27 protein-coding genes are annotated in these 26,541 nt (G+C 72.6%); 9 read left to right on the top strand and 18 right to left on the bottom strand.

What is annotated here, in order from left to right:
• Positions 1–7: 7 nt before the first annotated feature.
• Both ACWDRR_RS32190 and ACWDRR_RS32185 read right to left on the bottom strand, forming a co-directional pair.
• On the bottom strand, positions 8–967 hold the full coding sequence (locus tag ACWDRR_RS32190) for an asparaginase (RefSeq protein ID WP_449775784.1): 960 nt from the start codon (positions 965–967) through the stop codon (positions 8–10).
• A 74-nt stretch (positions 968–1,041) separates the two neighbouring features.
• A complete protein-coding gene (locus ACWDRR_RS32185) occupies positions 1,042–1,662 on the bottom strand; it encodes an RsiG family protein (RefSeq protein ID WP_449775783.1) in 621 nt (206 codons plus the stop codon).
• Between the two features lie 477 nt (positions 1,663–2,139).
• Between ACWDRR_RS32185 and dtd the strand changes: the two genes are divergently transcribed.
• Complete coding sequence (dtd, locus tag ACWDRR_RS32180) at positions 2,140–2,604, top strand: D-aminoacyl-tRNA deacylase (RefSeq protein ID WP_449775782.1); 465 nt, start codon at positions 2,140–2,142, stop codon at positions 2,602–2,604.
• Positions 2,605–2,635: 31 nt separating this feature from the next.
• On the opposite strand, the gene ygfZ is transcribed toward dtd, so the two are convergent.
• The 3 genes from ygfZ to ACWDRR_RS32165 all read right to left on the bottom strand — a co-directional run bounded on the left by ygfZ (position 2,636) and on the right by ACWDRR_RS32165 (position 4,814).
• A complete protein-coding gene (ygfZ, locus tag ACWDRR_RS32175; protein ID WP_449775781.1) occupies positions 2,636–3,598 on the bottom strand; it encodes a CAF17-like 4Fe-4S cluster assembly/insertion protein YgfZ in 963 nt (320 codons plus the stop codon).
• Between the two features lie 10 nt (positions 3,599–3,608).
• Entirely contained in the window at positions 3,609–4,073 is a 465-nt protein-coding gene (locus ACWDRR_RS32170) for a Fur family transcriptional regulator (RefSeq protein WP_449775780.1), read from the bottom strand.
• Between the two features lie 138 nt (positions 4,074–4,211).
• The gene (locus tag ACWDRR_RS32165; protein WP_449775779.1) at positions 4,212–4,814 is read right to left on the bottom strand and encodes an FABP family protein; all 603 of its coding nucleotides are present in this window, start codon (positions 4,812–4,814) and stop codon (positions 4,212–4,214) included.
• A 287-nt stretch (positions 4,815–5,101) separates the two neighbouring features.
• Here ACWDRR_RS32165 and ACWDRR_RS32160 point away from each other — a divergent pair, with 287 nt between their 5' ends.
• Complete coding sequence (locus ACWDRR_RS32160) at positions 5,102–5,464, top strand: DsrE family protein (protein WP_449775778.1); 363 nt, start codon at positions 5,102–5,104, stop codon at positions 5,462–5,464.
• On the opposite strand, the gene ACWDRR_RS32155 is transcribed toward ACWDRR_RS32160, so the two are convergent.
• The 7 genes from ACWDRR_RS32155 to ACWDRR_RS32125 form a co-directional block, all read right to left on the bottom strand.
• A complete protein-coding gene (locus ACWDRR_RS32155; protein ID WP_449775777.1) occupies positions 5,458–5,742 on the bottom strand; it encodes a DUF3099 domain-containing protein in 285 nt (94 codons plus the stop codon). The genes ACWDRR_RS32160 and ACWDRR_RS32155 overlap by 7 nt on opposite strands.
• Positions 5,743–5,899: 157 nt before the next feature.
• Positions 5,900–6,190: a DUF1416 domain-containing protein gene (locus ACWDRR_RS32150; protein ID WP_093861460.1), complete on the bottom strand. Its 291-nt coding sequence runs from the start codon at positions 6,188–6,190 to the stop codon at positions 5,900–5,902.
• A 40-nt stretch (positions 6,191–6,230) separates the two neighbouring features.
• Positions 6,231–7,064, bottom strand: a complete 834-nt coding sequence (locus ACWDRR_RS32145; protein ID WP_449775776.1) for a sulfurtransferase — start codon at positions 7,062–7,064, stop codon at positions 6,231–6,233.
• Positions 7,065–7,282: 218 nt separating this feature from the next.
• Positions 7,283–7,363 carry an Ms5788A family Cys-rich leader peptide gene (locus ACWDRR_RS32140; RefSeq protein ID WP_350517234.1) on the bottom strand — a complete coding sequence of 27 codons (81 nt, stop codon included), beginning with the start codon at positions 7,361–7,363 and terminating at the stop codon, positions 7,283–7,285.
• A gap of 248 nt (positions 7,364–7,611) precedes the next feature.
• Positions 7,612–8,328, bottom strand: a complete 717-nt coding sequence (locus ACWDRR_RS32135) for an LmeA family phospholipid-binding protein (RefSeq protein ID WP_449775775.1) — start codon at positions 8,326–8,328, stop codon at positions 7,612–7,614.
• A 220-nt stretch (positions 8,329–8,548) separates the two neighbouring features.
• On the bottom strand, positions 8,549–9,898 hold the full coding sequence (locus ACWDRR_RS32130) for a hypothetical protein (protein WP_449775774.1): 1,350 nt from the start codon (positions 9,896–9,898) through the stop codon (positions 8,549–8,551).
• A 5-nt stretch (positions 9,899–9,903) separates the two neighbouring features.
• The gene (locus ACWDRR_RS32125; protein ID WP_449775773.1) at positions 9,904–10,197 is read right to left on the bottom strand and encodes a MoaD/ThiS family protein; all 294 of its coding nucleotides are present in this window, start codon (positions 10,195–10,197) and stop codon (positions 9,904–9,906) included.
• A gap of 720 nt (positions 10,198–10,917) precedes the next feature.
• Here ACWDRR_RS32125 and ACWDRR_RS32120 point away from each other — a divergent pair.
• The 5 genes from ACWDRR_RS32120 (at position 10,918) to ACWDRR_RS32100 (ending at position 16,465) form a co-directional block, all read left to right on the top strand.
• Complete coding sequence (locus ACWDRR_RS32120) at positions 10,918–11,649, top strand: response regulator transcription factor (RefSeq protein ID WP_449775772.1); 732 nt, start codon at positions 10,918–10,920, stop codon at positions 11,647–11,649.
• Positions 11,650–11,773: 124 nt separating this feature from the next.
• Positions 11,774–12,832: a LacI family DNA-binding transcriptional regulator gene (locus ACWDRR_RS32115; protein WP_449775771.1), complete on the top strand. Its 1,059-nt coding sequence runs from the start codon at positions 11,774–11,776 to the stop codon at positions 12,830–12,832.
• Between the two features lie 106 nt (positions 12,833–12,938).
• Entirely contained in the window at positions 12,939–14,084 is a 1,146-nt protein-coding gene (locus tag ACWDRR_RS32110; RefSeq protein ID WP_449775770.1) for a S1C family serine protease, read from the top strand.
• A 96-nt stretch (positions 14,085–14,180) separates the two neighbouring features.
• Entirely contained in the window at positions 14,181–14,954 is a 774-nt protein-coding gene (locus tag ACWDRR_RS32105; protein ID WP_449775769.1) for a response regulator transcription factor, read from the top strand.
• Positions 14,951–16,465 (top strand): HAMP domain-containing sensor histidine kinase, encoded by a 1,515-nt coding sequence (locus ACWDRR_RS32100; protein ID WP_449775768.1) that lies wholly within the window; start codon positions 14,951–14,953, stop codon positions 16,463–16,465. The genes ACWDRR_RS32105 and ACWDRR_RS32100 overlap by 4 nt, the downstream gene beginning before the upstream one ends.
• A gap of 70 nt (positions 16,466–16,535) precedes the next feature.
• Here ACWDRR_RS32100 and ACWDRR_RS32095 read toward each other — a convergent pair whose 3' ends face one another.
• The 6 genes from ACWDRR_RS32095 to ACWDRR_RS32070 form a co-directional block, all read right to left on the bottom strand.
• The gene (locus tag ACWDRR_RS32095; RefSeq protein ID WP_449775767.1) at positions 16,536–18,329 is read right to left on the bottom strand and encodes a bifunctional metallophosphatase/5'-nucleotidase; all 1,794 of its coding nucleotides are present in this window, start codon (positions 18,327–18,329) and stop codon (positions 16,536–16,538) included.
• Between the two features lie 242 nt (positions 18,330–18,571).
• A complete protein-coding gene (locus ACWDRR_RS32090; protein WP_449775766.1) occupies positions 18,572–19,921 on the bottom strand; it encodes an ATP-binding protein in 1,350 nt (449 codons plus the stop codon).
• A gap of 18 nt (positions 19,922–19,939) precedes the next feature.
• Complete coding sequence (locus tag ACWDRR_RS32085) at positions 19,940–21,514, bottom strand: SCO6880 family protein (RefSeq protein WP_449775765.1); 1,575 nt, start codon at positions 21,512–21,514, stop codon at positions 19,940–19,942.
• Between the two features lie 7 nt (positions 21,515–21,521).
• Positions 21,522–22,781 carry a hypothetical protein gene (locus ACWDRR_RS32080; RefSeq protein ID WP_449775764.1) on the bottom strand — a complete coding sequence of 420 codons (1,260 nt, stop codon included), beginning with the start codon at positions 22,779–22,781 and terminating at the stop codon, positions 21,522–21,524.
• A 46-nt stretch (positions 22,782–22,827) separates the two neighbouring features.
• Complete coding sequence (locus tag ACWDRR_RS32075; protein ID WP_449775763.1) at positions 22,828–23,646, bottom strand: hypothetical protein; 819 nt, start codon at positions 23,644–23,646, stop codon at positions 22,828–22,830.
• A 168-nt stretch (positions 23,647–23,814) separates the two neighbouring features.
• Positions 23,815–24,165: a hypothetical protein gene (locus ACWDRR_RS32070; protein WP_360625092.1), complete on the bottom strand. Its 351-nt coding sequence runs from the start codon at positions 24,163–24,165 to the stop codon at positions 23,815–23,817.
• A 239-nt stretch (positions 24,166–24,404) separates the two neighbouring features.
• Between ACWDRR_RS32070 and ACWDRR_RS32065 the strand changes: the two genes are divergently transcribed.
• Together ACWDRR_RS32065 and ACWDRR_RS32060 are read left to right on the top strand one after the other, a co-directional pair.
• On the top strand, positions 24,405–25,622 hold the full coding sequence (locus ACWDRR_RS32065) for an NlpC/P60 family protein (RefSeq protein ID WP_449775762.1): 1,218 nt from the start codon (positions 24,405–24,407) through the stop codon (positions 25,620–25,622).
• Between the two features lie 193 nt (positions 25,623–25,815).
• Positions 25,816–26,529 (top strand): phosphatase PAP2 family protein, encoded by a 714-nt coding sequence (locus ACWDRR_RS32060; protein WP_449775761.1) that lies wholly within the window; start codon positions 25,816–25,818, stop codon positions 26,527–26,529.
• Positions 26,530–26,541: the final 12 nt, after the last annotated feature.

The following is a 26,541-nucleotide window of genomic DNA, read 5'->3' as shown; positions in this document are numbered from 1 at the left end:
GCAGGCCTCAGAAGGCGGCCCGGACCTCGCCCACCGGCACGCCGCCGCCGAGCAGCGGCGCGGCGGCGATCCGCTCGACCGTGCCGTCCTCCGTCGTCACCCCGAGCCGGCGCAGCGCGGCCGCCAGGACCGGCCCGCGGGCCCGCTCGGCACCGTCGTCGATCTTGAAGGCCAGCGCCCGGCCGTCCGGCAGCGCCACCACCTGCACGGCCTCGGCCCCCATCTTGGACAGCGCGCCCGGCACCGCCCGCATCAGCCAGGTGTCGGCCCGGCGGGTGCCGGCCACGTACTCGGGGTGCGCGCGCATGGCGTCGGCCACCCGCCGCTGCGGCGTCCCCGGCTCGGCGCGCAGCAGCGCCCGGTAGCCGCGGGCCAGGCCGGTCAGGCTGACGGCCAGCAGCGGCGCGCCGCAGCCGTCCACCCCGGCGTGCGCCGCCGGCTCGCCGGTGGCCTCCTCCAGCGCCTCGCGGGCGAGCAGCTGGACGGGGTGCGCCGGGTCGAGGTAGGTCTCGGTGGGCCAGCCGTTGGCGACGCAGGCGGCCAGCCAGCCGGCGTGCTTGCCGGAGCAGTCCATCAGGATCGGTGCGCGCTCGCCGCCGGACCGCAGGTGCAGCTCCGCCTCGGTCTCGTCGAGCGGCAGGTCCGCCGGGGTCCGCAGGGCGGACTCGTCCAGCCCGGCGTCACCCAGGATCCGCCGTACGCCGTCCCGGTGAAACGATTCCGCGGAGTGGCTGGACGCCGCCAGCGCCAGCAGCTCGCCCTCGATCGCCAGACCCGCCCGCAGGGTGGCCACCGCCTGGAACGGCTTGGCGCACGAACGCGGGAAGACCGGCGCCTCGGGGCTGCCCAGGGCGAAGTCCACCGAGCCGTCGGGGGCGAGCAGTACCAGCGATCCGTGGTGCCGGCCCTCGGTGAAGCCGGAGCGTATGACCTCGGCGAGCACGGGCAGGGCAACAGAGCGGGACATGGCGGAAGCCTTCCGGGGTGAGGGTGGGCCGGGGGCGAGCCGGGCCCCGTGCCCGCCCCGGACACCTCACCCGGTCAGAGCGGGCCGCCCGCGAGCAGGTCGTCGACCCGCGCTTCCCCATCACGGTACCTGCGGGTGATCTCGGCGCTGCAGCCGTCCGCCGTCCGCAGCAGCAACTGCCGGCGTCCGGACACCTCGCGCTCGTGCGCCCGCAGCCGGTCCAGCGCGGCCAGCAGGTCCTCGGGCGGGTGCGCGGCCAGGTCGGCCAGCTGGACATCGCCCATCAGGGCGTCCGCCTCCAGCTGGGACTGCTGGCCCCGGGGCGGCCCCAGGGTGACGTGCCGGGCGGACCGGCGCACCGTCGACGGCGCGTCGGTGAGGATGGCCGGCAGCCGGTCCAGCAGGGCGCCGCCCGCCGGGCACTCACCCCCCGCCGCCACCAGGAGCGCACCCGGCCGGCGGTCGAGCTCCGCCCGCAGGATGTCCATCCGCCCGTGCAGCAGGCGCCGCAGATAGGAGAGGTCCGCCTCCTGCTCCAAGGTCTCCCGGCGCAGGGTCCGCAGCTGCTCCAGGCCCAGCCCTTCCAGATCCGGCTCGCCCTCCGTGTCCGCCACCGGGCCCGAGGGGCCGCCCGCCGGCTCCAGGCCCTCGGGCATCCGCCCGGACCCGTCCCGCCCCGCGCTGCTCGCGTCCATCAACCAACCACCTGCCGTCGTCCGATCCCGCCCGCTCGCGGCACCCCGTCGCCTGCCGCCGGTCCGACCCGTCCCCCCGGCGGGCCGTCGCGCGTACCCACCGCGCACACCCGTCCGATGGCACGCGCGATCGCCCCCGAAGGTTCCCGCCCCCGCCGATGCCACCCCACGGGGCGACACCACCAGAACGCCTGACCTACCGACTCGACCGCCCGGCCGAACGGGCCCGGCGCGGCGGACCTTGGCGCCCCGGACCCTCGTACCGTCCCCAGCGTGCCACCCCGCCCACCGCCGGTGCACCGCCCGTGCACCCGAACGGCCCCCTGGCGAACGGGGGTGGCTGATATGACCGGGGCTTTTCGCAGCAGGAGCGGCACCACCCGGCGCGCAGGCGCACACCACCCGGCGCACAACCACACCATTCACGCCCCCTGGGGGGCCGCGGAGGCCCGCTGCCGGCTCCGGCACAATGGCCGCATGCGAGCAGTGGTGCAGCGAGTGACCGAGGCCAGGGTGACGGTGGCCGGCGAGACCGTCGGCGCGATCGAGGGGCCCGGGCTCTGCGTCCTGGTCGGCGTCACCCACGAGGACACCCCCGCCAAGGCCGCCCAGCTGGCCCGCAAGCTCTGGACCCTGCGGCTGCTGGAGGCGCCCGAGGGGGGCGAGCAGGCGGAGCGGGAGAACGGCGTCGAGCTGTCCTGCTCCGACCTGGGCGCGCCGCTCCTGGTGATCAGCCAGTTCACCCTCTACGGGGACGCCCGCAAGGGCCGCCGCCCCACCTGGAACGCCGCCGCCCCCGGCCCGGTCGCCGAGCCGCTGGTGGACGAGGTGGTCGCCCAGCTGCGCGCGCTCGGCGCCAAGGTCGAGACCGGCCGGTTCGGGGCGGACATGCGGGTCGCCCTGGTGAACGACGGCCCGTTCACCGTCCTGGTCGAGGTCTGACCCGCCGGCCCGTCCGCCCCGTCCGGCCCGCCTACTGCGGGACGATCACGTCCTGCGTCCCCGGCACCGTGCCGGCCAGCAGCACCGCGTCCACCGGGACGTTCCGCTTGACGATCGCCAGCGCGATCGGCCCCAGCTCGTGGTGGCGCGCCGAGGACGTCACGAAGCCCAGCGCCCGGCCGTCCGGGTCCGAGGCGAGCCGCACCTCCGTACCGTGCGGGGGCAGCACCTCCTCGGTGCCGTCCAGGTGCAGGAAGACCAGCCGGCGCGGCGGGCGCCCCAGGTTGTGCACCCGGGCGACGGTTTCCTGCCCCCGGTAGCAGCCCTTCTGCAGGTGGACGGCGGTCGTCAGCCAGTCCACCTCGTGCGGGATGGTCCGGTGGTCGGTCTCGAAGCCGAGCCGGGGCCGGTGGCCCTCGATCCGCAGCGCCTCGTACGCCCAGATCCCGGCCGCCGGGCCGTACCCCTCGGTCAGCGCCGCCAGCTCGGCGCGCGGCAGGAAGAGGTCCCGCCCGTACGACAGCTCGCGCACCGCCGCCGCGCCGTCCGCCGGGGCGGTGGAGCCGGCCGGCAGGTGGACCACCGCGTAGTCGGCGGTCGCGTCGGCGACCTCCACCCGGTAGAAGAACTTCATGCTCTCCAGGTAGCCGACCAGCGCCTGCTGAGTGCCCGGCTCGACGTGCGCCCAGGTGGTGGTGCCGTCGTCGACCAGGTAGAGGGCGTGCTCGACGTGCCCGTTCGGGGAGAGCACCAGCGCCTCGGTGGCCTGCTGGACGGGCAGGTCGCTGACGTGCTGGGTGAGCAGCAGGTGCAGCCAGGCCAGCCGGTCGGCACCGGTCACGGTCACCACACCGCGGTGCGAGAGGTCCACGAAGCCCGTGCCCCGGGCGAGGTTGCGTTGCTCGCGGAAGATGTCGCCGTAGTGGGCGGCCACGCCCTCGTCGGTTCCCTCGACGGGGACGGCACCGGGCAGCGCAAGCAGCGGGCTCTTCATACCGGCCAGCTTACGACCGGTCCTCGGCGAGCTTGGCGGTGCAGTCGGCGCAGCGGCCGAAGATGGCGAAATGCTTGAGGTCGGTGTCGAAACCGTGCTGCTCGCGCAGGCTCTCGATCAGCGGCCGGGCGATCTCCGTCCCCGTCTCGGTGACCTTCTCGCAGTCCCGGCAGACCAGGTGCAGATGGTGGTGACGGCCCGCCAGGTGGTACGTCGGGGCGCCGTGGCCGAGGTGCGCGTGCGAGACCAGGCCGAGCTCCTCCAGCAGCTCCAGCGTCCGGTAGACGGTGGAGATGTTGATGCCGCTGGCCGTCCGGCGGACGTGGCCGAGGATGTCGTCCGGAGTCGCGTGGTCGAGCACGTCGACCGCCTCCAGGACGAGCTGGCGCTGGGGCGTGAGCCGGTAGCCGCGCTGACGCAGGTCGGCCTTCCAGTCGCCGGAGAGCTGCCAGTCGGTGGTGCCGGTGTCCGCCACGGTGCTGTCCCTGCCAAGGTCGGGGTCCTGCTGCAAGTGTAGGGACCGGCCCCGGGCCGGTCCCTACCTCGTACGCGGTGAGCTGTGCGCAGCGGAGGCCGCGCTCAGCGTTGAGCCGTGCTCAGCGTTGAGCCGTGCTCAGCGGAAGAACGCGATGCCGTCGTCCGGCAGGTCGTTGATGTCCTTGATCAGCTGGGCCGGGCTGAGCACCTTCTTCAGCTGCGCCGACATGTACGGGCGCAGCGGCACGTTCGGGGCGGCCTTCTCGCCGACCCAGAGCAGCTCCTCGTTGACGAAGCCGAAGAGACGCTTGCCGCCCGAGTACTCCGGCGACCCCTCGATCCGGGCCACCGCGTCGGTGGAGACGTCGATCTGCGGCTTGCCGTCGGCCAGCTCGCCGTACCAGATCTCCACGGTGCCGTCGTCACGGACGGAGGAGATCTCGATCCCGCGGGCACCGCTGGTGCCGTGCTGGTTGCTGGTGATGCGCCAGAACGCGTGCTCGTTCTCCAGCGGGCGGACCTTCTCGCCCTCGCCGTCCAGCACCCAGGTGCGGGAGCGGAACTCCAGGAACGGCCGGCCGTCGTGCCGGAAGACGATCTCCTGGCCGAAGTTGCACTTCTCCGCGCCGGCGGCCTCCTCGCCGGGCAGCGGCGCGTAGACGCCCGCGCCCTCCCAGGTGCCGAGGAGGAAGGCCAGCGGGACGACGTCCTTGTGGAGGTCAGAGGGGATCTCGATCATGTTCCTGGTCGCTGTCGTCGTCGATGTGGGGCAGCTTCAACCGTACGGCAGCCGACTCAGCGCTGGCCCTGGTACAGCTTCATCACCGAGAAGATGGCGAACCAGGTGATCAGCACGGCCATGAGGGCCAGCAGACCGTCGAAGAAGATTTCCAGACCGGACACGGGGGGCTCCCAGGGCGGCGACAGTGTGGTGGATTTTGCTGCCGCTCACTCTATCCGCCGGGTGCCGACGGGTCTCGGTGAGCCCCACCACGTCGGCATTTCGCCGGGATCTAGGGTGGCGGCATGTCGAAGAAGCTCGTCATCAAGGTCACTGCCGGAGCCGACGCGCCGGAGCGCTGCTCGCAGGCGTTCACGGTGGCGGCGGTCGCCGTCGCCAGCGGGATCGAGGTCTCGCTCTGGCTGACCGGGGAGTCGTCCTGGTTCGCGCTGCCCGGGCGCGCCGCCGAGTTCGAACTGCCGCACGCCGCTCCGCTGCCGGACCTCCTGGAGTCGATCCTGGCGGCCGGCACCGTCACCCTCTGCACCCAGTGCGCGGCCCGGCGCGGGATCGAGCAGAAGGACACCGTCGAGGGCGTCCGGATCGCGGGCGCGCAGGTCTTCGTCAGCGAGATCATGGCCGACGGCGTGCAGGCGCTCGTCTACTGATCGGGCCCCCGCCGCTCCCCGTGGTCGGGGCGGTCCCGGTCGTGGCCGGGGTCGTCCCACTTCGGGTCCTCCCAGCGCGGGTCGTTCCACCAGTCGTCCTCCGGGTCCCGCTTGTTGGCGAAGACCGCGGCGGCCGGGGGGATGACCATCGCGAACAGGCACATGCCGATCGCGGCCGGGACGGACCAGAACCGGACCACGCCCCAGGCCAGGACGAACAGCCCCAGGCAGACGCCCATCATGGCGAAGTAGTAGCGGTGGCGCCGACGTCCCTGCACGGTTCCACGGTACGACCGAGGGCCCCCGCAGCAGCAGGGGCCCTCGGTGTCGGATCCGGCCGATCGGTGTCGGATCCGGCGCGCGTCGGAGTGCGCGGAGCACTTCGGAGCGCTCGGGAGTTCAGAGCGCTCGGAGTGCTCGGAGTGCTCTGAGCACTCAGACCGCGATGGCGACCTCGGTCAGGTTGCCCTGGGAGGCGACCACCTGGCGGTCCACGGTCTGGCCCGGGACCAGCGCGCGCAGGGTCCACTTGCCCGGGCGGGCGAAGAACCGGAACTGGCCGGTCGCCGAGGTGGGCACCTCGGCCGTGAACTCGCCGCCCTCGTCGAGCAGCCGGACGTAGCCGTTCACCGGCTCGCCGTCTCGGGTCACGGAACCCTGGATGATCGTCTCGTTCGCCACGTCAACTCCTGCCAGGTCCGGCCCACCGGCCTTCGCACCGCACATGTCTTGTCTTCCCTTCAGCCTTACGGGTGGAGCCGGCGGCTCAGTTGCCGAGCTCGATCGGCACGCCGACCAGGCTGCCGTACTCGGTCCAGGAACCGTCGTAGTTCTTCACGTTCGCCTGGCCGAGCAGCTCGTGCAGCACGAACCAGGTGAGCGCGGAGCGCTCGCCGATGCGGCAGTACGCGATGGTGTCCTTCGCCAGGTCGATGCCCTCGGCCTCGTACAGGGCCTTCAGTTCGTCGTCGCTCTTGAAGGTGCCGTCGTCGTTGGCGTTCTTGGCCCACGGGATGTTGCGGGCGCTCGGCACGTGGCCGGGGCGCTGCGACTGCTCCTGCGGGAGGTGCGCCGGGGCGAGCAGCTTGCCGGAGAACTCGTCGGGCGAGCGGACGTCGACCAGGTTGAGGTTGCCGATGGCGGCGATCACGTCGTCGCGGAAGGCGCGGATCGAGGAGTCCACGGCCTGCGCCTTGTACTCGGTCGCGGCGCGGGCCGGCACCTCGGCGACCAGGTCGCGGGAGTCCAGCTCCCACTTCTTGCGGCCGCCGTCCAGCAGGCGGACGTCGCCGTGGCCGTACAGCTTGAAGTACCAGTAGGCGTACGAGGCGAACCAGTTGTTGTTGCCGCCGTACAGGACGACGATGTCGTCGTTGGCGATGCCCTTGGCGCTGAGCAGCGCCTCGAAGCCGGCCTGGTCGATGAAGTCGCGGCGGACCGGGTCCTGGAGGTCGCTCTTCCAGTCGATCCGGACGGCGTTGCGGATGTGGTTCTTGTCGTAGGCGGAGGTGTCCTCGTCGACCTCGACGATGACAACCTTCGGGTCGTCCAGGCGGGCCTGGACCCAGTCGGCGTCGACCAGGACGTCGCTGCGGCTCATGGTGATGTTCTCCATCCGAGGGCGGTTTGCGGAAGGTGCTGCTGGGTGCTCGTCGGCGGCCGTTCCGAATCCATGTCCGAATACTGGGACGAACGAGGGTGGCGCGCTGTTCCGAGCAGTGGTCTGCGGTGTGCAGCGGGGACGACCGGCACCAGGTACCGGGCCAGGTCACCGGGGAAATCGGCGGCGGGCAGGAACTGCCCTGCAAAGACGCCGAGTTAGCGCATTCGACACAGACAGGCGGCCACGCGGCACAGGTCTACCGCCCGCCGCTTCGTGAGGTCCGTCTGTCGCTTCATACGGACGATGCTAGGGACACGGGATGCCCGCTGTCACCAGCGTATCGAATGGTGAGACCAGATCGCTCGCATTGCGAGATTTGGTCATTTCATGGTGGGCGGGAACCGGCCAACGGCCGCCCGGAGCTCCCCACGGGGGCGGCGGAGGCCGGAAAGCACACCGCTCCACGATCGGCGCTGGACAGCGCGTCTCGCGGAGCGGAACGGCGGGCGGAAGAGGTGGGGTGGGGCGGGCGGGGCCCGTGGCGTCAGCCGATCAGGGTCACGCCGTCGCCCTGGAAGGTCAGCTGCAGGCCCTCCTCCTGCGGCGTCACCCCGGACAGCTTCAGCCCGGCCGGGAGCTGGTCGAGGGTGAAGCTGACCGGATCGACCTTCTGGTCGGTGAGGCCCGCCACCATCGCGGCCACCCCGCTGAGCCGGAACCCGTCCGCCGTGACGGTGTTGCCCTGGCTGTGCACCGACCCCTCGCCGACCTGCAGCCCGCCCAGCGCCGCCTTGATCTTGCCCGGGCCGCCGTAGGACAGGCTCAACCGGGTGTTGGTGCCCACCGGCAGCCGAGCGGCGGCGGGCACCATCTGGGACGCGGGCGGCAGCAGCTGGGTGAGGTCCGCGTAGGAGATCAGGCCGCTGCCGCTGCCCTTGGCCACCTTGGCGCTGGTCAGGCTGTTGCTCACTTTGACACCGGACAACCGGGCCTTGAAGGAGTGCAGCGCCACCTGACGGGTGCCGTCACCGACGGTCAGCCCGTCGGCCGAGATCCGGAGGTCGTCCACCTCCTTCGAGAGCAGGTCGGTGAGGAACGGGACGTCACCGATCGACACGTCCGGCCGCTGGCTCATCCGGCCGCTCTTCACCAGTTGCTCGGCGACCTGGTCCTCGGCCACGCCCACGGCGATCCGGTCCGCGCCCACCAGCAGGCCGGAAAGCACCACCAGGCCGATCGTCGCCTTCAGCCAACCGCGCATTGCTCTCCCCCGTCGTCGCCTGCCGCTGTCGTCGTACGCGTCGTTCTCTTCGTCGATCTCGTCGTGCTCGTCGTCGTGCTCGTCGTAGGTCGTCGGTGTTCTCGTCCCGGTACGCGCCCCGCCCGGCCGTCCGCCGCCGGGGTCGCGCCCGCACGACGGTACGACGCCCCGCCCCGGAGCATGGTTCCGGGGCGGGGCGTCGCGGGAGTGCCGCCGGAGCTCAGCCGGCGAGCAGGCGGGTGGCGATCCAGATCAGCGGCGAGGCCACCGCCAGCGGCAGGGCCACCCCCGCCGTCATGTGCACGAAACGGGACGGGAAGTCGTACCCCGCCACCCGGCGGCCGACCAGGGCGCCCAGGCCCGCCAGCACGCCCAGCGCCAACGGGGCGCCGACGACCAGGCCGAACACCACGGCCGCCAGCAGGCCGAGCACGGGGCCCAGCTGCTTCGGGCCGGGCAGCGGCGCGGCGGCCAGGACGGTGGCCAGCGCGACCGCGCCGACCGCCGCCGGCACCCAGTCCGCCAGCAGCAGCGCGGTGCAGAGCACCGTCACCACGGTGGCCGAGCCGAGCACGGTGAGCGCGTAGAACCGCTCCTTCGGGTCCGAGGGGCGGAAGGTCTGGAGCACCAGGACGAGCAGGAAGAACCCGCCGAGGGTGCCGACGACGGCCGCCGTCCCCCCGTCGGAGTCGGCCAGCAGCACCGCCGCATCGGCGGTGAGACCGGCCAGCGCGGCGAGGGCGATGCCCTGGCGGGCCGGCCACATGCCGTTCAGCCGGAACCAGCCGGCCGCGGTCAGCACCTGGAGCAGCGCGACGACCAGCGCCAGCGCCGGCTGCCCGAGCGCCGCCCCGCCGGCCAGCAGTGCGGCCGCGCCCGCGGTGATCAGGGCGGGCTGCAGGCCCGGGTCGATGATCGGCGAGCCGGTCCGGACGGGCGCGCCGGGGACGGGCGCGGCGGCGGGAGCGGGCTGCGCCGGGACGCCGCCCTGCGGAGCGCCGGCCCGCCGGCGGCCGGTGGGGCCACCGGGCGCGGCCGGGGCCGTCGGGCGCTTGAGCGTCATGGTCGGCGGGTCGAAGACCGGCTGCGGGGCGGGTGCGGGGTTCGCGGCGGGTGCCGGGGCGGGCCTCCGGGCGGGCGGCGCGGTCGGCATCGCCCCCGACACCACCACCGGGGGAAGGAGCGTCGTCGCCGCGTCGTCCATCGGCGGGACGGGCGGGAGCAGGGTCGTCGCCGCGTCGTCCATCGGCGGCTGCCCGTACGGCTGCGCGTGCTGCTGCCCGTACGACGGCTGTCCGTAGGACTGGTGCTGCTGGTGCTGCTGGTGTTGCGGGTGCTGCTGGTTCGCCGGGTGTCCCGGCGCCTGGCCCGTACCGGGGGCGTACGGCCGAGCCGCGTGCCCCTGCTGCGGATACTGCTCCGGCGCGTACCCCTGCTGAGGGGCGTACGGCTGCCGGGACTGCGGCTGGTGCGGCTGCGCCTGCGGATGCGGCGGCTGCTGCGACTGCTGCTGCCAGCCGTCCGGGCCGGCGCCCTGCGGGCCGCCGTTCACGTTGTTCGGGTCCGTCACGCCGCTCACCCTCCCGCGAACGGCGGGAGCACCTCGACGGTGCCGCCCTGGCTCAGGGACACCGTCGCGTGGTCACGGCCGCCGACGGGAGAGCCGTCGACCAGGTAGGAGCAGTGTCCGAGCAGCCGGACGAGCTTCGGCCGGTCGGCGTGCCGCGCGCGGGCCGCCGCCAGTGCCTCCGCCAGGGTCGCCGCCTCGTACGGCTCCTCGGCCAGCCCGGCCTCCGACTTCGCCGCCGCCCAGTAGCGGATCGTCCCGCTCACCCGAGCGGCGCTCGCTGGCTCGGTGGTCGCGCCCATGGCAACCCCTTCTCGTCGTCCTCGCCCGGGCCCGGTACCCCGGGCGGGTCGCCACCGGGGCGGCCGAACACCACTCGAAAGAGGTACGCGTACGGTGCCGCCGATGTGCGTCCCATGATGGCGTGTCCGCCGGCGCGACCGGCAATCGCCCTGGCCGCACCGGTGCCGGCGCCCGCGCGAAGCTGTGGCCAGGCTCACCCCGGGAGCCTCCGGAAAAGCCGAACCGCCGCCTTCGGGCCCTCCCGGTGCGAGAGACCGTCGGCTATCCTCGACCCCTGAGGGATCCGGGCAGAGTCGCCCCCGGATCCTTTCGTGCTTTCAGGACGCCAGTACGGACGTTCTTGCGATTCGTCGGCCCACCCCCGGCGCGGAGCAGGAACCGCCCCGCCATTCGCGGCACAACGACGTGCGCGGACCCGGTCGGGGTGTCGGAACCCGGCCCCGGGCCGCCGCCCGGTACGGGACAGACCGGAAGGTTCACGGGATGAGCAGGGCAGAAACGGTGCTTCAGGGGTTGCGGGACCTCCGACGCACGCCCCGTACTGCCGTGCGCGCCGGTGAGTCCTCCGGTGAACGCCTGGTCTCCTCCCCCACCCTCACGCCGCCCGCCGCCTCCCCTCGCGGGGCCCGCTGCGCGCGACACCTCCTTGCACGTGCGCCATCCGGCTGTGGCGGCAGCCGTAACGCGACCGCGACGACCCGGAAAGGGGACTACCGGGTATGAGTTCTCTGCTCCTCCTCACCAACGCGCTGCAACCCTCCGCGGAGGTACTGCCGGCCCTCGGCCTGCTGCTCCACAACGTCCGGGTGGCGCCCGCCGAGGGCTCCGCCCTGGTGGACACCCCCAGCGCCGACGTCATCCTGGTCGACGGCCGACGGGACCTGCCGCAGATCCGCAGCCTCTGCCAGCTGCTGCGCTCCACCGGCATCGGCTCGCCACTGATCCTGGTGGTCACCGAGGGCGGCCTGGCCGCCGTCACCGCCGACTGGGGCGTCGACGACGTCCTGCTGGACACCGCGGGCCCGGCCGAGGTCGAGGCCCGGCTGCGGCTCGCCCTCGGCCGCCTCCAGGTGTCGGCCGACGACAGCCCGATGGAGATCCGCAACGGCGACCTCTCGGTCGACGAGGCCACCTACTCCGCCAAGCTCAAGGGCCGGGTGCTCGACCTCACCTTCAAGGAGTTCGAGCTGCTCAAGTACCTCGCGCAGCACCCCGGCCGGGTCTTCACCCGGGCGCAGCTGCTGCAGGAGGTCTGGGGCTACGACTACTTCGGCGGCACCCGGACGGTCGATGTCCACGTCCGACGGCTGCGCGCCAAGCTCGGCGTCGAGAACGAGCAGCTGATCGGCACCGTGCGCAACGTCGGCTACCGCTTCGTCGTCCCGGAGAAGCCGGACAAGGGCGAACGGCCGGACCTCGCCCAGCGCTCCTCGGCCGCGCTGGAGAACTGACCGCCGGCCGGGCGGCTGGCACCCGCCCGGCCTGTCCGCATTCGCCCCGCACTGTCCTGCGGGTACCTCCCGTGCCGCCGAGATCCCCCTGCCCGGGAGGACGCCACACGCGTAGACTCCCCCCGTGGCCAAAGTGACGCGCGACGATGTAGCCCGACTGGCTGGTACCTCGACCGCGGTCGTCAGCTACGTCATCAACAACGGGCCGCGCCCGGTCGCGCCCGCGACCAAGGAGAAGGTGCTCGCGGCGATCGAGCAGCTCGGCTACCGGCCGAACAGCGTCGCCCAGGCGATGGCCTCCCGCCGCACCAACCTGATCGGCATGGTCGTCCCCGACGCCCGCCAGCCGTTCTTCGCCGAGATGGCGCACGCCGTGGAACGCGCCGCCTCCGAGCGCGGCAAGCTCGTCCTCATCGGCAACTCCGACTACGTGGACGACCGCGAGGTGCACTACGTCCGCGCCTTCCTCGGCATGCGGGTCTCCGGCCTGATCCTGGTCAGCCAGGGCCCCTCGCAGCGGGCCGCCGAGGAGTTCGCCGCGATGGAGGGCGCCAAGGTGGTGCTGCTGCACCGCCGGCCCGAGGCGATCGACGACGTCGCGGTGGTCACCGACGACGTGGCCGGCGCCGAGGCCGTCGTCCGCCACCTGCTGGAGGAGCACGGGCACCCGTACGTGGCCTGCTTCGGCGGCCCGGTCGAGTCCCCCGCCCCCGGCGACCCGGTCATCGACCACGTCGAGGGCTGGCAGCGCGCCATGGACGCCCACGGCCTGCCCAGCGAGCCGCACCTGATCGACGCGCCCTTCCACCGCTACGGCGCCTACGAGGTCGCACTCGGCCTGCTGCGCTCGGCGGACCGCCCGCCCGCCGTCTTCTGCTCCACCGACGACCAGGCGATCGGCGTGCTGCGGGCCGCCCGCGAACTCGGCCTGCGGGTGCCGGAGGACCTCGCGGTGGCCGGTTTCGACGACGTGCCCGAGGCCGCCTTCGCCGACCCGCCGCTGACCACCGTCGCCTCCGACCGCGACGCGATGGCCCGGGCCGCCGTGGACCTCGTGCTCGACGACTCGCTGATGGTGCCCGGCTCGGACACCGAACGGGTCCGGAAGTTCCCGTCCCGCCTGGTCATCCGCCGTTCCTGCGGCTGCCGGCCGAGCGAGCCGCAGGACGTCCGGCCCTCCTAGCGCCGGTCCCGGCCTGACCAGGCTTTATGAGAAGTCAACGGGCTTCTCGGAGGCTTCTGACCCCGTTCTCATCGGATCCTCATCCGGCGGGCGGACGTTGGTCGGCATGAGCGATCAGCAGCACGGCAGCGAGCAGTACGACGACCCGTCCCCGTACGGGTACCCGCGCCCCGCCGAGGGGCCGGTCGTGCAGGGCACCGTCCTCGGCAGCACGACCACCGGGTACCCGGCCGCCGGCCACCCCTCGGTCGGGACCCCGCCCCCTCCCCCGCCCGCCGCACCGCCGCTGCCCCCGGCGCCCCCGGCCGCCGGCGGACCGGCGTCCCACGGCGGCCACGGCGGCCACGGCGGCCGGGCCAGGCGCGGCTTTCTGCGCGGCCGGGTCGCGCTGGTCACCGCCGTCGCGGCGGTCGCCGCCGTCCTCGGCGGGGTGACCGGCGGTGTGGTCGCCGCCCAGGAGCACGGCTCCGTCGCCCGCACCGGCACCATCGCCAGCCCGGTCTCCGCCCGCTCGGACGGCAGCGCCGACGTCGCCGCGATAGCCTCGGCCGTCTCGCCGAGCGTCGTCCAGATCACCGTGAAGACCGCGAGCGGGACGTCCACCGGCACCGGCGTGGTGCTCGACAAGGACGGCCGGATCCTCACCAACTACCACGTCGTCTCCGGCGCCGCCGACGGCGGACAGGTCACCGTCACCTTCAAGGACGGCTCCACCGCCAAGGCCACCGTCACCGGCACCGACAAGTCCCTGGACGCCGCCGTGATCACCGCGAGCGGCGCCAAGAACCTCAGCCCCGCCACCCTCGGCGACTCCTCCGCCGTCTCGGTCGGCGACCCGGTCGTCGCCATCGGCAACCCGGAGGGCCTCACCGGCACCGTCACCTCGGGCATCATCAGCGCCGAGAACCGCGAGGTCACCGTCCAGGTCGACGAGGGCACCACCAGCGGCAACGGCGGCTTCGGCTTCCCCAACCTGCCCGGCCTGCGCGGCAACACCCCGCAGAGCGGCGGCGAGACCGCCACCTACAAGGCCTTCCAGACCGACGCCGCGCTCAACCCCGGCAACTCCGGCGGCCCGCTGATCAACGCGAACGGCCAGGTCATCGGCATCAACTCGGCGATGTACTCGGCGACCGGCTCCAGCTCCACGGCCGGCGGCGGCAGCGCCGGCAGCGTCGGCCTCGGCTTCTCCATCCCGATCAACGACATCAAGCAGGTGCTGCCGAAGCTGCAGGCCGGGCAGAACATCTAGACGGACAATTACTCCGAGCAGGTCCCCACCCAGCAGGTCACCGCACCCCCGCAGGCACCCCGCGGGCTCTCCGACGATGAGAAAGGGCAACCGCCCATGACCCCGGCCGCCGACGACCGCACCCCCGCCGAGCCCGCACCGGCCTCCGCCCGGCTCCTCGTGGTCGACGACGAACCCGCCCTCCGGGACGCCCTGGAGAGCAGCCTCGCCTTCGAGGGCTACGAGGTCGCCACCGCCACCGACGGCTACGAGGCGCTGGAGTCCGTCGAACGGGAGAAGCCCGACCTGGTCCTGCTGGACATCATGATGCCCCGGATGGACGGCCTCACCGCCGTCCGCCGGATGCGCTCGCGCGGCGACACCGTCCCGGTGCTGATGCTCACCGCCCGCGACGCCGTCGGCGACCGGGTCACCGGCCTGGACGTCGGCGCCGACGACTACCTCGCCAAGCCCTTCGAACTGGACGAACTGCTCGCCCGGGTCCGCGCCCTGCTGCGCCGCAACGCCCTCGCCACCGAGGCCGCCGCACGCGCCGCGGCCGTCGAGGACGACAGCGAGGTGCTGGCCTTCGCCGACCTGCGGATGAACACCGCCACCCGCGAGGTCACCCGGGCCGGCCGGCCGGTCGAACTCACCCGCACCGAGTTCATGCTGCTGGAGATGTTCCTCTCGCACCCCCGCCAGGTGCTCACCCGCGAGCAGATCCTCAAGGCGGTCTGGGGCTTCGACTTCGAGCCCTCCTCCAACTCCCTGGACGTGTACGTGATGTACCTGCGCCGCAAGACCGAGCAAGGCGGCATGCCCCGGATCATCCAGACCGTACGCGGCGTCGGCTACGCCCTCCGCCCGGCCGCCGGCACCACGGCGTGAGCGACACCGCCACGCCACCGCCGCCCCTGCTACCGCCCCGCGTCCACCGCCGCCGGCGGCTCGCCCGCTGGTACCGCGCCCGGTCCCTGCGCAGCCGGCTCACCTTCCTGACGGCGGCGGCGGTGGCGGTCGCGATCGCGCTGTCGGCACTGGCGTGCTGGTTCATCGTGGAGAAGCAGCTGTACGGGCAGGTGCGCAACGACCTGCGCAGCGTCCAACTGCCGAACGTCCGGCTCCCGGCGTACTGTCCGGCCACTCCGGAGGAGGCGCTGAAGCAGGCCGCCCTGCCCTTCCCCCGCAACGGCGCCTCGCAGCAGGATCCGCCCAACTTCGCGTTCCGGGACACCCAGCTGGTCATGACCGACCCCGCCGGGGTCTGCCTGCCGCGCGGCGCCACCAGGGCGATCGACCTCCAGGCCGACGACGCCAAGGTCCTCGCACTGCCGCCGAACCAGTCGGTCTTCCGCAGCGGCCACTACACCAACGGTGCGCCCGCCATGGTCCGGGTGTTCTGGGTCGCCACCGACAGGCCCGGCGGGCCGCCCGTACTGGTCATGATCGCCGCGCCCACCCAGCCGGTCGAGGACTCCCTGCAGAAGCTCGCCCTGATCCTCGGCGGCGTCGCCCTCGGCGGCGTCATCCTCGCCGGGCTCGCCGGCCGGTTCGTCGCCCGCTCCGCGCTCAAGCCCGTGGACCGGCTCACCGACGTGGTCGAGCACATCGCCCGCACCGAGGAGGTCGGCAGCACCATCCCGGTGCACGGCAGCGACGAGATCGCCCGGCTCTCCGCCTCGTTCAACTCGATGAGCACCGCACTCGCCAACTCCCGCGACCGCCAGACGCGGCTGATCGCCGACGCCGGGCACGAGCTGCGCACCCCGCTCACCTCGCTGCGCACCAACGTCGACCTGCTGATCCGCAGCGACGACACCGGGCGTCCGCTGCCCGCCGCGACCAAGACCAAGCTGCTCGGCAACATGAAGGCGCAGATGCAGGAGCTCACCGTCCTGATCGGTGACCTGCTCCAGCTGTCCCGCCCGGACACCCCCAAGCCGGGCCTGGTCCTGGCCGTCGTCGCCCTGCACGAGCTCGCCGACCGGGCGGTCGCCCGGGCGAAGCTGCGCGGTCCGGGGCTGGTCTTCGAGACCGACATCGAGCCCTGGTTCGTCCAGGGCGACGCCGCCGCGCTCGAACGCGCCGTGATCAACCTGCTGGACAACGCGGTCAAGTACAGCCCGCCGGGCGGCACGATCGACGTCCGGCTCCGCGAGGGTGTGCTGACCGTCCGCGACCACGGCCCCGGCATCCCGCCGGACGAGTTGCCGTACGTCTTCGACCGCTTCTGGCGCTCGCCGTCCTCGCGCCAACTCCCCGGCTCCGGGCTCGGGTTGTCGATCGTCGCGCAGAGCGTGCGGGAGGCCGGCGGCGAGGTCTCGCTCGGCCCGGCCCAGGACGGCGGCCCGGGTGCGCTGGCCACCGTCCGGCTGCCGGGCGGCCCGGCGCCCGACTGAACCGGGCCCGGACGGACGGAACGGGCGGGGCGCCCCGACAGCGCCCCGCCCGTTCCTTCGCCGGCTCCGGTCAGTCGAGGTCGCTGCCCGGGCCGATGACCTTGATGCGGTCCTGCGCCGGCGCCTTCAGCGGCGCGGCCGCCGAGCTGTTGGCACCGAGGTACGCGGCGAAGACGTCCAGGTCGGAGGCGCCGACCAGCTTGTCGGTACCGGCCGCGAAGGCCGGGAAGCCGTCGCCGCCGCCGGCCAGGAACTCGTTGGCCGCGACGCGGTACTTGGCGGCCGGGTCGATCGGCGCGCCGTTCAGCCGGATCGAGTCCGTCAGCACCCGGTCCGCGCCGGTCTTGCGCATGTCCAGGGTGTAGGTCAGGCCCTTGGAGGACTGCAGGACCTTCGGCGAGGCACTGTTGGCCCCGCTCACCTGCTGCTGGAGCAGCTGGACCAGCTGGGCGCCGGTCAGCGTCTTGACCTGCATCATGTTGGTGAACGGCTGGACGGTGAACGCCTCGCCGTAGGTCACCACGCCGTCGCCCTCGGCGCCGCTCGCCTTGTAGACGAGGTCCGAGCGGATGCCGCCGGGGTTCATGAACGCGATCTGCGCGCCGCCCTTGTCGGCGGGCGCCAGGCCCGCCAGCTGGGCGTCGGCGATCACGTCACCGAGCGGCTTCTCCAGGTCGCTGTTGCCGCGGCCGTTGATGTCCGAGGCGATGAAGCCGAGCGGACGGTTGGCGATCGGAGCGGCCAGCTTGGAGTAGCGGTCGATCAGCGCCGTCATGTCCGGGGCCTTCTCGACCGTGCGGCGCACGACGTGGTTCTCGGCCTTGACCGAGGGGCGCACGATGCTGCCCGTGGTCTTGTCGAGCTTCAGGTCGATCTCGGTGTAGAGCCGGCCGAAGGAGGCGGCGCTGGTCACCGAGCGCGGCACACCCTGCGGGTCGGGGATGGTGCAGGCGTAGGCGTTGTGGGTGTGGCCGGTGACGATCGCGCCGATCGCCGGGTCCAGGTTCTTGGCGATGTCGACGATCGGGCCGGAGATGCCCTCGCCGGCGGCGCCGCAGTCGTAGTTGTAGACGCTGCTGGCCGGCAGGCCGCCCTCGTGGATCAGGGCGACGATCGAGTTCACGCCCTGCTTCTTCAGCTCGGCCGCGTACTTGTTGATCGTGGCGACCTCGTTGCCGAACTTCAGGCCCTTGACGCCCTCGGCGGTCACGATGTTCGGCGTGCCCTCCAGGGTGGCGCCGATGAAGCCGACCTTCACGCCCTGCGACTTGGTCACCCAGTACGGGGCCAGGATCGGCTTGCCGGTCTTCTCGTTGGTGACGTTGGCGGCCAGGTAGTTGAAGTTGGCGCCCTTGAACTTGCGCCCCTCCTCGTAGCAGCCGTCCACCGGGTGGCAGCCGCCCTCCTGGAGGCGGACGAGCTCCTTGGAGCCCTCGTCGAACTCGTGGTTGCCGACGGCCGTGACGTCCAGGCCGAGCTTGTCCATCGCCTCGATGGTCGGCTCGTCGTGGAAGAGCGCGGAGGTCAGCGGGGAGGCGCCGACGATGTCACCGGCGGCGACGGTGATCGAGTCGTCGGCCGGGATCCGGGCCTGGCGCAGCGCGGTGGCCAGGTACTCGATGCCGCCGGCCGGGGTGCTGACCGCCTGGCCGGTGGCCGGGTCGATCTCCCGGACGGTGCCGGACGAACCGGCCGGGGGCTCCAGGTTGCCGTGGAAGTCGTTGATCGCCAGCAGCTGGAGGTTGACGGTCTTGGCACGCTTGGCGTCCGCGGCCTGGGCGGCGGTCGGCATGGCCACGGTGCCGACGAGGCCGGCCGCGGCGACGGCGGCCAGTACCGCACGTCGGGATCTGACGGTGAGCATGAAGGTCCCCTGCACCTTGAGAGAGCGCGCCCGGCTGTGGACATGTGTGGGCGGGCGACGGTGTCGTTGCGCCAGTGCAGCCTAGAGTCAACGCGCGTAGCTGTCAGGACCCTGAACGTAACGACAGGGTTACCTGCTGACGAATCGTCGCCGCACATCCCGCGCGTCGACGGGTCGCCGGGAGGCGGTGGGCGCGGCGGTGCACGGCGCGGCCGGCCTGCCGGTGCGCTCCGGGGTTCGGCTCAGAGACCTGGTTCGGATGCCAACTGACGCTCTGCACGGGTCCGCTCGGCGACCGTGTCCTCCGTCATCGCGCGGTCGGTGTAGACCAGTGGCCGCTCGGCCTCGGTGATGATGTGCTTCACCACCTGGACGTTGCCGTTGACGTCCCAGACCGCGATGCCCGGCGAGAGTGTGGGGATGATCTCAACCGCCCAGCGCGGCAGACCCAGCACCCGGCCGGTGGCTCTCGCCTCCTCGGCCTTCTGCATGTAGATCGTCCGGGTGGAGGCCATCTTGAGGATCGCCGAGGCCTCCTTGGCCGCCGCGCCGTCCACCACGTCGGACAGGTGGTGCACCACCGCCACGAAGGAGAGCCCGAGCCGGCGCCCGAACTTCAGCAGCCGCTGGAACAGCTGGGCGACGAACGGGCTGTTGATGATGTGCCAGGCCTCTTCGACCAGGAAGATGCGCTTGCGCCGGTCCGGCCTGATCCAGGTGTGCTCCAGCCAGACGCCGACGATCGCCATCAGGATCGGCATCGCGATCGAGTTCCGGTCGATGTGCGACAGGTCGAAGACGATCAGCGGCGCGTCCAGGTCGATGCCGTCGGTGGTCGGCCCGTCGAACATGCCCCGCAGGTCACCGTCGACCAGCCGGTCCAGCACCAGCGCCACGTCCAGGCCCCAGGACTGCACCTCGTCCACCGCCACGCCCAGCGACTCCACCGAGGCCAGCTCGGGGCTGCGCAGGGTGTCGATGATGTCGTCCAGCACCGGCTGCCGGTCGGTCACCGAGGCGATCACATGGGCGTGCGCCGCCTTCAGCGCGAACCCGGCCCGCTCCTCCAGCCCGCGCCCCATCGCCACCTCGACGATGGTGCGCAGCAGCGACAACTGACCGGTCTGGGTGATCGCCGGGTCCAGCGGGTTGAGCTTCACCCCGCCGTCCCGGGCCGCCATCGGGTCGAGCCGGATCGACTTTATGCCGAGGGCGTTGGCGATCAGGTTCCACTCGCCGACGCCGTCCTCGCCCTGCGCGTCCAGCACCACGACCTGCCGGTCGCGGAACCGCAGCTGGCGCAGCACGTACGTCTTCTCCAGCGCCGACTTGCCGTTGCCGGACTCGCCGAGCACCAGCCAGTGCGGGGCCGGCAGCTGCTGCCCGTACAGCTGGAAGGGGTCGTAGACGTAGCCCTTGCCGCTGTACACCTCGCGGCCGATGATCACACCGGAGTCGCCCAGCCCCGGTGCGGCGGTCGGCAGGTAGACCGCCTGCGCCTGGCCGGTGGAGGTGCGCACCGGCAGCCGGGTGGTCTCCACCTTGCCGAACATCAGGCTGGTGAACGCGTCGGTGAGGTTGCCGATCGCCATGCGGGGCCTCCAGGTGGATCAGCGGCGGATGCCGGTGGCGAACGGCAGGGTGTTGACGAACGCCCGGTGGTGCTCGCGGTCGCACCACTCCAGCTTGAGGTAGCTCTTGCCGGCCGAGGCGCGGATGGTCCGCTTGTCGCGGGCCAGCGCCTCCGGGTTGCGCGAGGAGACCGTGATGTAGCCGACCAGGTTCACCCCGGCCGCGCCGGAGGCCAGGTCGTCACCGCGCTGGTCGACCCGGCCGGTGTGGGCCAGGTCGCGCGGGTCGACCGTGCGGTTCATCTTGGCGGCGCGGCTGGCCTCCGCCTCGTCGTTGGTCTTCTCGGTGAGCATCCGCTCGATCGCGACGTCGGTGGGCTCCAGGTCCATCGTCACCGCGACCGTCCGGATCACGTCCGGGGTGTGCACCAGCAGCGGCGCCAGGAAGTTGACGCCCACCGGGGTCAGCGGCCACTCCTTGATCCAGGCGGTGGCGTGGCACCAGGGCGCCCGGGTCGCCGACTCGCGGGTCTTCGCCTCCAGGTACTGCGGGTGCGTCGCGTCCAGCTCGGCCGGCCAGGCGTTGCGCCGGGACATCGCCTGGATGTGGTCGATCGGGTGGTCCGGGTCGTACATCGAGTGCAGCAGCGAGGAGAGCCGGGCCTGCCCGAGCGGCTGGCGCACCCGGATGTCCGCCTCCGCCAGCCGGGCGCAGATGTCCGTCAGCTCACGGGCCATCACCGCGGCCAGGCCCTCGTCGTCCCGGGCCCGCCGCGCGGTCGCCGTCCGGCCCATCGCGTGCGCCTCGGCCGCCAGGTCGCGGGTGTAGTGCATGCAGGCCACCAGGTACGCCCGGTGCTGCTCGGAGGAGGTCGACACCATCGACTGCAGCTGGTCGTACGAGTCCTTCAGCCAGCCCGGCGCGTTGTGGTCGCCGCGCCGCTCCACGTCCTTCGCGTGCGCGTCCGGATCGGCCGGCAGCGTACGGGCGAGGATCTGCAGCCGCGTCACGAAGCCGTCGCCGTTGGCGACGTGCTTCAGCAGCGTGCCGAACCGGTCGACCAGGGCCTCCTGGTCCTCCGAGTCGCGCAGGCCGACGCCCGGGCCCTCGATCTCGATCGCGGCCGTCACCGTCCGCCGCTCCAGGTGCATCAGCACCCCGACCTCGTCCGGTCCGAACGGCGCCGCCAGCCAGCGCAGCCGCCCCACCCCGGGCGGCGGGCCGACCTCGACCTCGCGCCCGTCCATCCGGGTGCCGGCGTCCATCACGTCCGACTTCCACACCGCGCGCCCGCTGCGGACCGTCCGGCGGTAGGTGCGGTTGATCTCCACCCACTTGTAGAACGTCCGGCGCCGGTACGGCACGTAGACCGCCGCGATGGCGAGCAGGGGCAGACCGACCAGACCCGCGATGCGCAGCGGCAGGACCGGCATCAGCAGACCCCAGAGCATGCCGAGGAACGCCCCGAAGATGATCAGGACGATCTCGCCGGACTCCCGGTTGCGGCCGATCGGCGCGTTCGGGCGGGCCTTGCCGATCAGGTAGGTGCGGCGCTGGTGCACGTACGGCTGGGCGTACTGGGCGCCGTACTGGCCGAGTGGTTCGCTGCTCACTTACCCGTCACCCTCCCTTCGCTGGATTGCTGTCGCGGGTCGAAGCCGAGGCCGGCGAGGCCTGCGGCGGCGGCGCCGGGGTGCGCGCGGCGTGGGCGGCGATGCCCGGCGCGACCGAGCCGCCGCCCCCGCCCGAGCCACCGCCGCCGCCCTGCGGGCCGCGGTCGCCGTGCGTGCTGATGCCCTGCTTCACCAGGTTCGCCGTGCCGTTGATCATCGCCGACCCGGCCGACACCGCGCTGGCCCTGGCATGGCGCATGCTCATGATCTCGTCGCCGAAGCCCGGCACGAAGCGGTAGACGGAGGCGCTCGCGAAGATCGACAGGAAGAGGATCGCCAGGCCCGACAGCACCCGCGCGAAGTCGTCGTTGGCGCCGGCACCGGTGGCCACCGCGCCGGCCAGCCCGAGGATGATCACGATGATCGGCTTCGCCAGGTCCACCGCCAGCATCACCCCGGCCCAGCGGCGCACGTGCTTCCACAGCTGCTTGTCCACCAGCCCCGCGTACACCGCCGTCCCCAGCAGCGCGCCCACGTACAGCATCGCCGCCCGGATCAGCAGCTCGATCCAGAGCACCGCCGCCGCCAGCACGGCCACCAGCGACACGATGATCAGGATCAGCGGCCCGCCGCCCACGTCACCCTTCTCCAGGGTGTCCGCGAACCCGCCCAGGTACGTCCCGGTGTCCGACTTCGTCCCCACCGCGATCGCCGTGGTCAGCCCGTCCGTCGCGCTCACCACGGTGTACAGGATCAGCGGCGTGAACGCCGAGGCCACCACGGTCAGCCACAGGAAGCCGATCGCCTCCGAGATCGCCGTCGTCAACGGCGCACCGCGCACGGCCCGCTTCGTCACCGCCAGCAGCCAGAGCACCAGCGTGATGATCGTCGAGGCGGCGAACACCACCGCGTACTGCTGCAGGAACGACGCGTTGGTGAAGTCCACCTGCGTCGTCCCGTCGATGGCTCCTGACAGTTTCCGCACCACCCAGGCCGCCGCCTGCGCGCAGCCCTTCGCCAACGCCCCGAGCGGATCGGTGACACTCCCGACCGTCCCGGAGCCGGGAATGACCACCGCCCCGTTCGGGGCGCAGCCCGCGTCACTGCCGGGAATCGGCAGGTCGACCTTCTGGCAGGTGGCGCTCGGGGACGGCGTCGCCGTCGGCGACGGCTCCGCGAACGCCCGCTGCGCCGTCAGCAGCGCCGCCACCTGCACGGCGGCCACCGCCCCCGCGAACGTGCCGGCCCGGCGGACGCCTGGTGGCACGGCGGCACGGGCACCAGGACGTGCGGCACGGCGCCGCGGAGTGGACTCAACGGGCATAGCGGAAACCCCCGAACTGCTGGACGGCGCCGGTGATCTCCTCGGCGGTGGCGGCCTGCTGGTCGCCCGGCATCGGGGCTGGGCCCGGCCGGCTTGCGTAGTCGGTGAGCTTCCAGTCGCCGCCCGCCCAGTGCAGGGTCAGGGTGAGGGTGAACCAGTTCTCCATGACCGGCTGGACGGAACGCTCGCCGGCGAGCCCGGTGAGGCCGGTGCACCAGACCTCGACCTTGGCCTCGGCGTCGCCGTAGCCGACCGACTTGGTGCCCACCGGGACGGTGCGGCTGACGAAGGTCAGGCCCTTGGGCGCGCGGCCCTGGGCGTCCAGGCCGTAGCGGGCCGCGGTGTCCCCGCCGAACCCCTGGTCCAGGCGGGTCTGGAGGGCGGTGACGGCAGACGGGTCGGCGATGGTGGCCACGATGGTGTGGCGGCTGTCGGTGCGGAACATGTCGGCCGAGCCGATGGCGACCGCGTAGTTGGTGGCGGCCGACTGCGCGCCCTGGTCGGTGTGCGGGAAGCCGCCGGCGATCCCGTTGCCGGTGGTGCCCACCGGCTGGTCGCCGCTGGGGGCCGGCCCGGCGCCGGAGGCGGCCGTGGGGGCGGCGCCGTCGGCCGAGCGGGCGGGCGCGGTGCCCGGGTCGGCCTTGCCGCGGTTGGCGATGGAGATCGCCACCACCAGCAGGGTGACGACCACCAGGACGGCCAGCAGGGTGCGCATCGGGCGCGGCTGACGGCCGGTCGGCTGGGAGGAGGGCTGTTCGCCGACCGGCAGCCGCGTACGGGTGTGCGGCTGGTCGTCGGACAACGGCACGGCGGCCCTCCTGGTGCGGGGAGCCGGGGCGGCTCCGGGGGCCCCTCCGCCCGTGGGCGGGCGCGGAGGGAGGGGTGAATGGGTGGACTCCCGACGGGACTCCGACGGCTCCGACGGCCGGGCGGGCGGGCGGCTCCGCCGCCCACGCACACCCGAACTGTCCGATCGTCAGATGGCCATGCCGTACACAATGGTGAACAGAGTGCCAAGTGATCCAATGATGAACACGCCGGTCAGCCCCGCGATGATCAGTCCCTTGCCCTGTTCGGCGCCGAAGCTGTCCCGCATGGCGGTCGCGCCGATCCGCTGCTTGGCCGCACCCCAGACGGCCAGGCCGAGGCAGGCCAGGATCGCCACGGCCATGACGACCTCGACCATCACCCGGGCCTCCGACCCGAGACTCGCGAACGGGCCCCAGTCCGGGGCGATCCCGCCGATGATGGTGTCGATATTCGGCTTCTTAGGAGGGTCCTCGGCCAGGTGGCCGATCGCGAGGCTGTCCACGCTGCTCAGGTTCATTTCCATCTCACCGCCCGATCAGGCAAATTCAAGGGCCCAGACCCCGTCCGCGCGAAGGGTCGGTACCTATTCTTGGCCAGATCTGATGTCGACTTGGCTGCTTCTCGCGGATTGGTCGTGAGGCACCGGACACGTACGCGAGGATGTCCACCGTACGAAGGATAGCGCTCACTCTTTGTATCTCTGATGATTGCGGTGAGCAACGCCTTCCGGGACACTTCGACTGACGATTCGTCGGGATGGTGCTGATGGTACTCCGGAAGGCCGGTACGGCCGCTGCCGCTGCGGGAGTTGTCGCGGTCGGCTTCATCGGGCTGGTCACGGTTGCGACGTATGCGGCGAGCGGTGCGCCACAGCAGTCGGCCAATCGCGCCGCGCTCTCCCCCGGCACCGTTCCGGCGGCCTACCAGGGGCCGATCCAGCAGTGGGGCTCGCTCTGCCCGGAGATCTCCCCGCCGATGCTCGCGGCACAGCTGTACCAGGAAAGCGGCTTTGACCCCGGCGCCCGATCGCCCGTGGGCGCACAGGGAATGGCGCAGTTCATGCCGGCCACCTGGGGAACATACGCCACGGACGGCAACAATGACGGCAAGAAGGATGTCTGGGACCCGCTGGACGCGATCGCCTCGGCCGCCACGTTCGACTGCGCACTCGCCGACGACGTCGCCAAGGTGCCGGGCGACCGCCAGGCCAACCTGCTGGCCGCCTACAACGCGGGCCCGTACGCGGTCACGAAGTACGGCGGGGTGCCGCCGTACAAGGAGACCCAGGGCTACGTGAAGAACATCCAGGCGATGGCCCGGAGCTTCACCGCGCCGACCGCCCCGGTGGCCGTCTCCCAGCAGTCGGCCGGTGCGATCTACTTCGCGCAGACCAAGCTCGGCACCCCGTACCTGTGGGGCGGCGAGGGCCTGCCCTCGCAGAACGGGCGGTTCGACTGCTCCGGGCTGACCCAGGCCGCGTACGCCAGCGTGGGCATCACCCTCCCCCGGGTCGCCAACGACCAGTGGTACGCCGGGCAGCACCCCTCGCGGGACCAGCTGCGCCCGGGTGACCTGGTGTTCTGGGCGACGGACCTGGGCGACCCGCGCAGCATCCACCACGTCGGCATCTACGTCGGCGGCGGCTACATGATCAACGCGCCGCACACCGGCGCGGTGATCCGCTACGACAAGATCGACACCAAGGAGTACATCGGCGCCACCCGGGTCACCTCGGACGGCGCCGAGGCGCTGCCGGTGCGCAACGCGGACGGCAGCATCACCGGCCCCAGCCGCCCGGGCACCACCGCCCCCGAGACGCCCTCCCCGGCCCCGTCCAACCCCGCCGCCCCCTCGAACCAGGCGGCCCCCGCGCCGCCGACCGCCCTGCGCACCCCCGGCTCCCCGACGACCCGCCAGGCCGTCGCGGGCGGCCCGGCCCCGACAGGTGCAGGTCAAAGCCCCGCAAAGAGCTGATCCGCCCGGGCCGCCGGGTGTGATTGCCCTGTGGACGCTGAGTCAAGTTTCCATAACCGCGTGTTTCCGTGGAACGCTGTGCCCCGGTTATGACGTTGTGTCCGGTGGCCCCTCGTCAGCTCCCTGAACAGGGCGGAGCTGGCCGGGCCACGGCCGGATCGAACAGGTGCTGCGGACCAGAAGGAGGTGCGGCGTGTCGACGCCGCTTGCCGACACGACCAACCCCGACCTCGGACTGCTCTACGCCGTCAACGGCCTGGCCAAGCGCTCCCCGCAGTGGCTGGACCACTCGGTCTCCTGGATCGGCGAGTACGGCATCCTGATCGGCCTGGCCCTGCTGGGCCTGGTCGGCTGGCTCCAGGCCAGACGCCGCCCGGACGCCCCGGTGGCCGTCGCCGGCCTGCTCTGGGCGCCGCTCGCGGTCGCCCTCGCCGAGCTGGCGAACCTGCCGATCGCCGCCATCGTCGACCGCCCGCGCCCGTTCGTCGACCACGCCGGGCTGGACGTGCTGGTGGAGGGCAAGGAGGGCACCCACTCCTTCGTCAGCGACCACTCGACGATGTCGATGGGCATCGCGGTCGCCCTGTTCCTGGTGAACCGGCGGCTGGGCTGGATCGCCGGCGGGCTGGCCCTGCTGCAGGGCTTCTGCCGGATGTACATGGGCGTCCACTACCCCACCGACGTGATCGGCGGCTTCGCACTCGCCACCGCGGTCGTCCTGCTGCTGGCACCGATCGCGATGGCCGTCCTGGTCCCGCTCTGCCACGCGCTGAGCCGGACCGCCGTCGCCCCGCTGATCCGGGCGCCGCAGAGCAGCGGCACCCGCCCGCGCGGACGCCGGCGGGGTCGCGAGGGCGGCAGCGTGACGTCCGAGGAGCAGCCGCCCGAGTCCGACCTGGCGGCCTAGCCGACACGCCGC

Source organism: Kitasatospora sp. NPDC003701 (assembly GCF_053587085.1).
This window is presented reverse-complemented; position numbering and strand designations above follow the sequence as displayed.

Coding starts and splice junctions, on each gene's coding strand:
- ACWDRR_RS32190 (WP_449775784.1), bottom strand. CDS start 967: ATGTCCCGCTCTGTTGCCCTGCCCGTGCTCGCCGAGGTCATACGCTCC.
- ACWDRR_RS32185 (WP_449775783.1), bottom strand. CDS start 1,662: ATGGACGCGAGCAGCGCGGGGCGGGACGGGTCCGGGCGGATGCCCGAG.
- dtd (WP_449775782.1), top strand. CDS start 2,140: ATGCGAGCAGTGGTGCAGCGAGTGACCGAGGCCAGGGTGACGGTGGCC.
- ygfZ (WP_449775781.1), bottom strand. CDS start 3,598: ATGAAGAGCCCGCTGCTTGCGCTGCCCGGTGCCGTCCCCGTCGAGGGA.
- ACWDRR_RS32165 (WP_449775779.1), bottom strand. CDS start 4,814: ATGATCGAGATCCCCTCTGACCTCCACAAGGACGTCGTCCCGCTGGCC.
- ACWDRR_RS32160 (WP_449775778.1), top strand. CDS start 5,102: ATGTCGAAGAAGCTCGTCATCAAGGTCACTGCCGGAGCCGACGCGCCG.
- ACWDRR_RS32150 (WP_093861460.1), bottom strand. CDS start 6,190: ATGTGCGGTGCGAAGGCCGGTGGGCCGGACCTGGCAGGAGTTGACGTG.
- ACWDRR_RS32145 (WP_449775776.1), bottom strand. CDS start 7,064: ATGAGCCGCAGCGACGTCCTGGTCGACGCCGACTGGGTCCAGGCCCGC.
- ACWDRR_RS32140 (WP_350517234.1), bottom strand. CDS start 7,363: ATGAAGCGACAGACGGACCTCACGAAGCGGCGGGCGGTAGACCTGTGC.
- ACWDRR_RS32135 (WP_449775775.1), bottom strand. CDS start 8,328: ATGCGCGGTTGGCTGAAGGCGACGATCGGCCTGGTGGTGCTTTCCGGC.
- ACWDRR_RS32125 (WP_449775773.1), bottom strand. CDS start 10,197: ATGGGCGCGACCACCGAGCCAGCGAGCGCCGCTCGGGTGAGCGGGACG.
- ACWDRR_RS32120 (WP_449775772.1), top strand. CDS start 10,918: ATGAGTTCTCTGCTCCTCCTCACCAACGCGCTGCAACCCTCCGCGGAG.
- ACWDRR_RS32110 (WP_449775770.1), top strand. CDS start 12,939: ATGAGCGATCAGCAGCACGGCAGCGAGCAGTACGACGACCCGTCCCCG.
- ACWDRR_RS32105 (WP_449775769.1), top strand. CDS start 14,181: ATGACCCCGGCCGCCGACGACCGCACCCCCGCCGAGCCCGCACCGGCC.
- ACWDRR_RS32095 (WP_449775767.1), bottom strand. CDS start 18,329: ATGCTCACCGTCAGATCCCGACGTGCGGTACTGGCCGCCGTCGCCGCG.
- ACWDRR_RS32090 (WP_449775766.1), bottom strand. CDS start 19,921: ATGGCGATCGGCAACCTCACCGACGCGTTCACCAGCCTGATGTTCGGC.
- ACWDRR_RS32070 (WP_360625092.1), bottom strand. CDS start 24,165: ATGAACCTGAGCAGCGTGGACAGCCTCGCGATCGGCCACCTGGCCGAG.
- ACWDRR_RS32065 (WP_449775762.1), top strand. CDS start 24,405: ATGGTGCTGATGGTACTCCGGAAGGCCGGTACGGCCGCTGCCGCTGCG.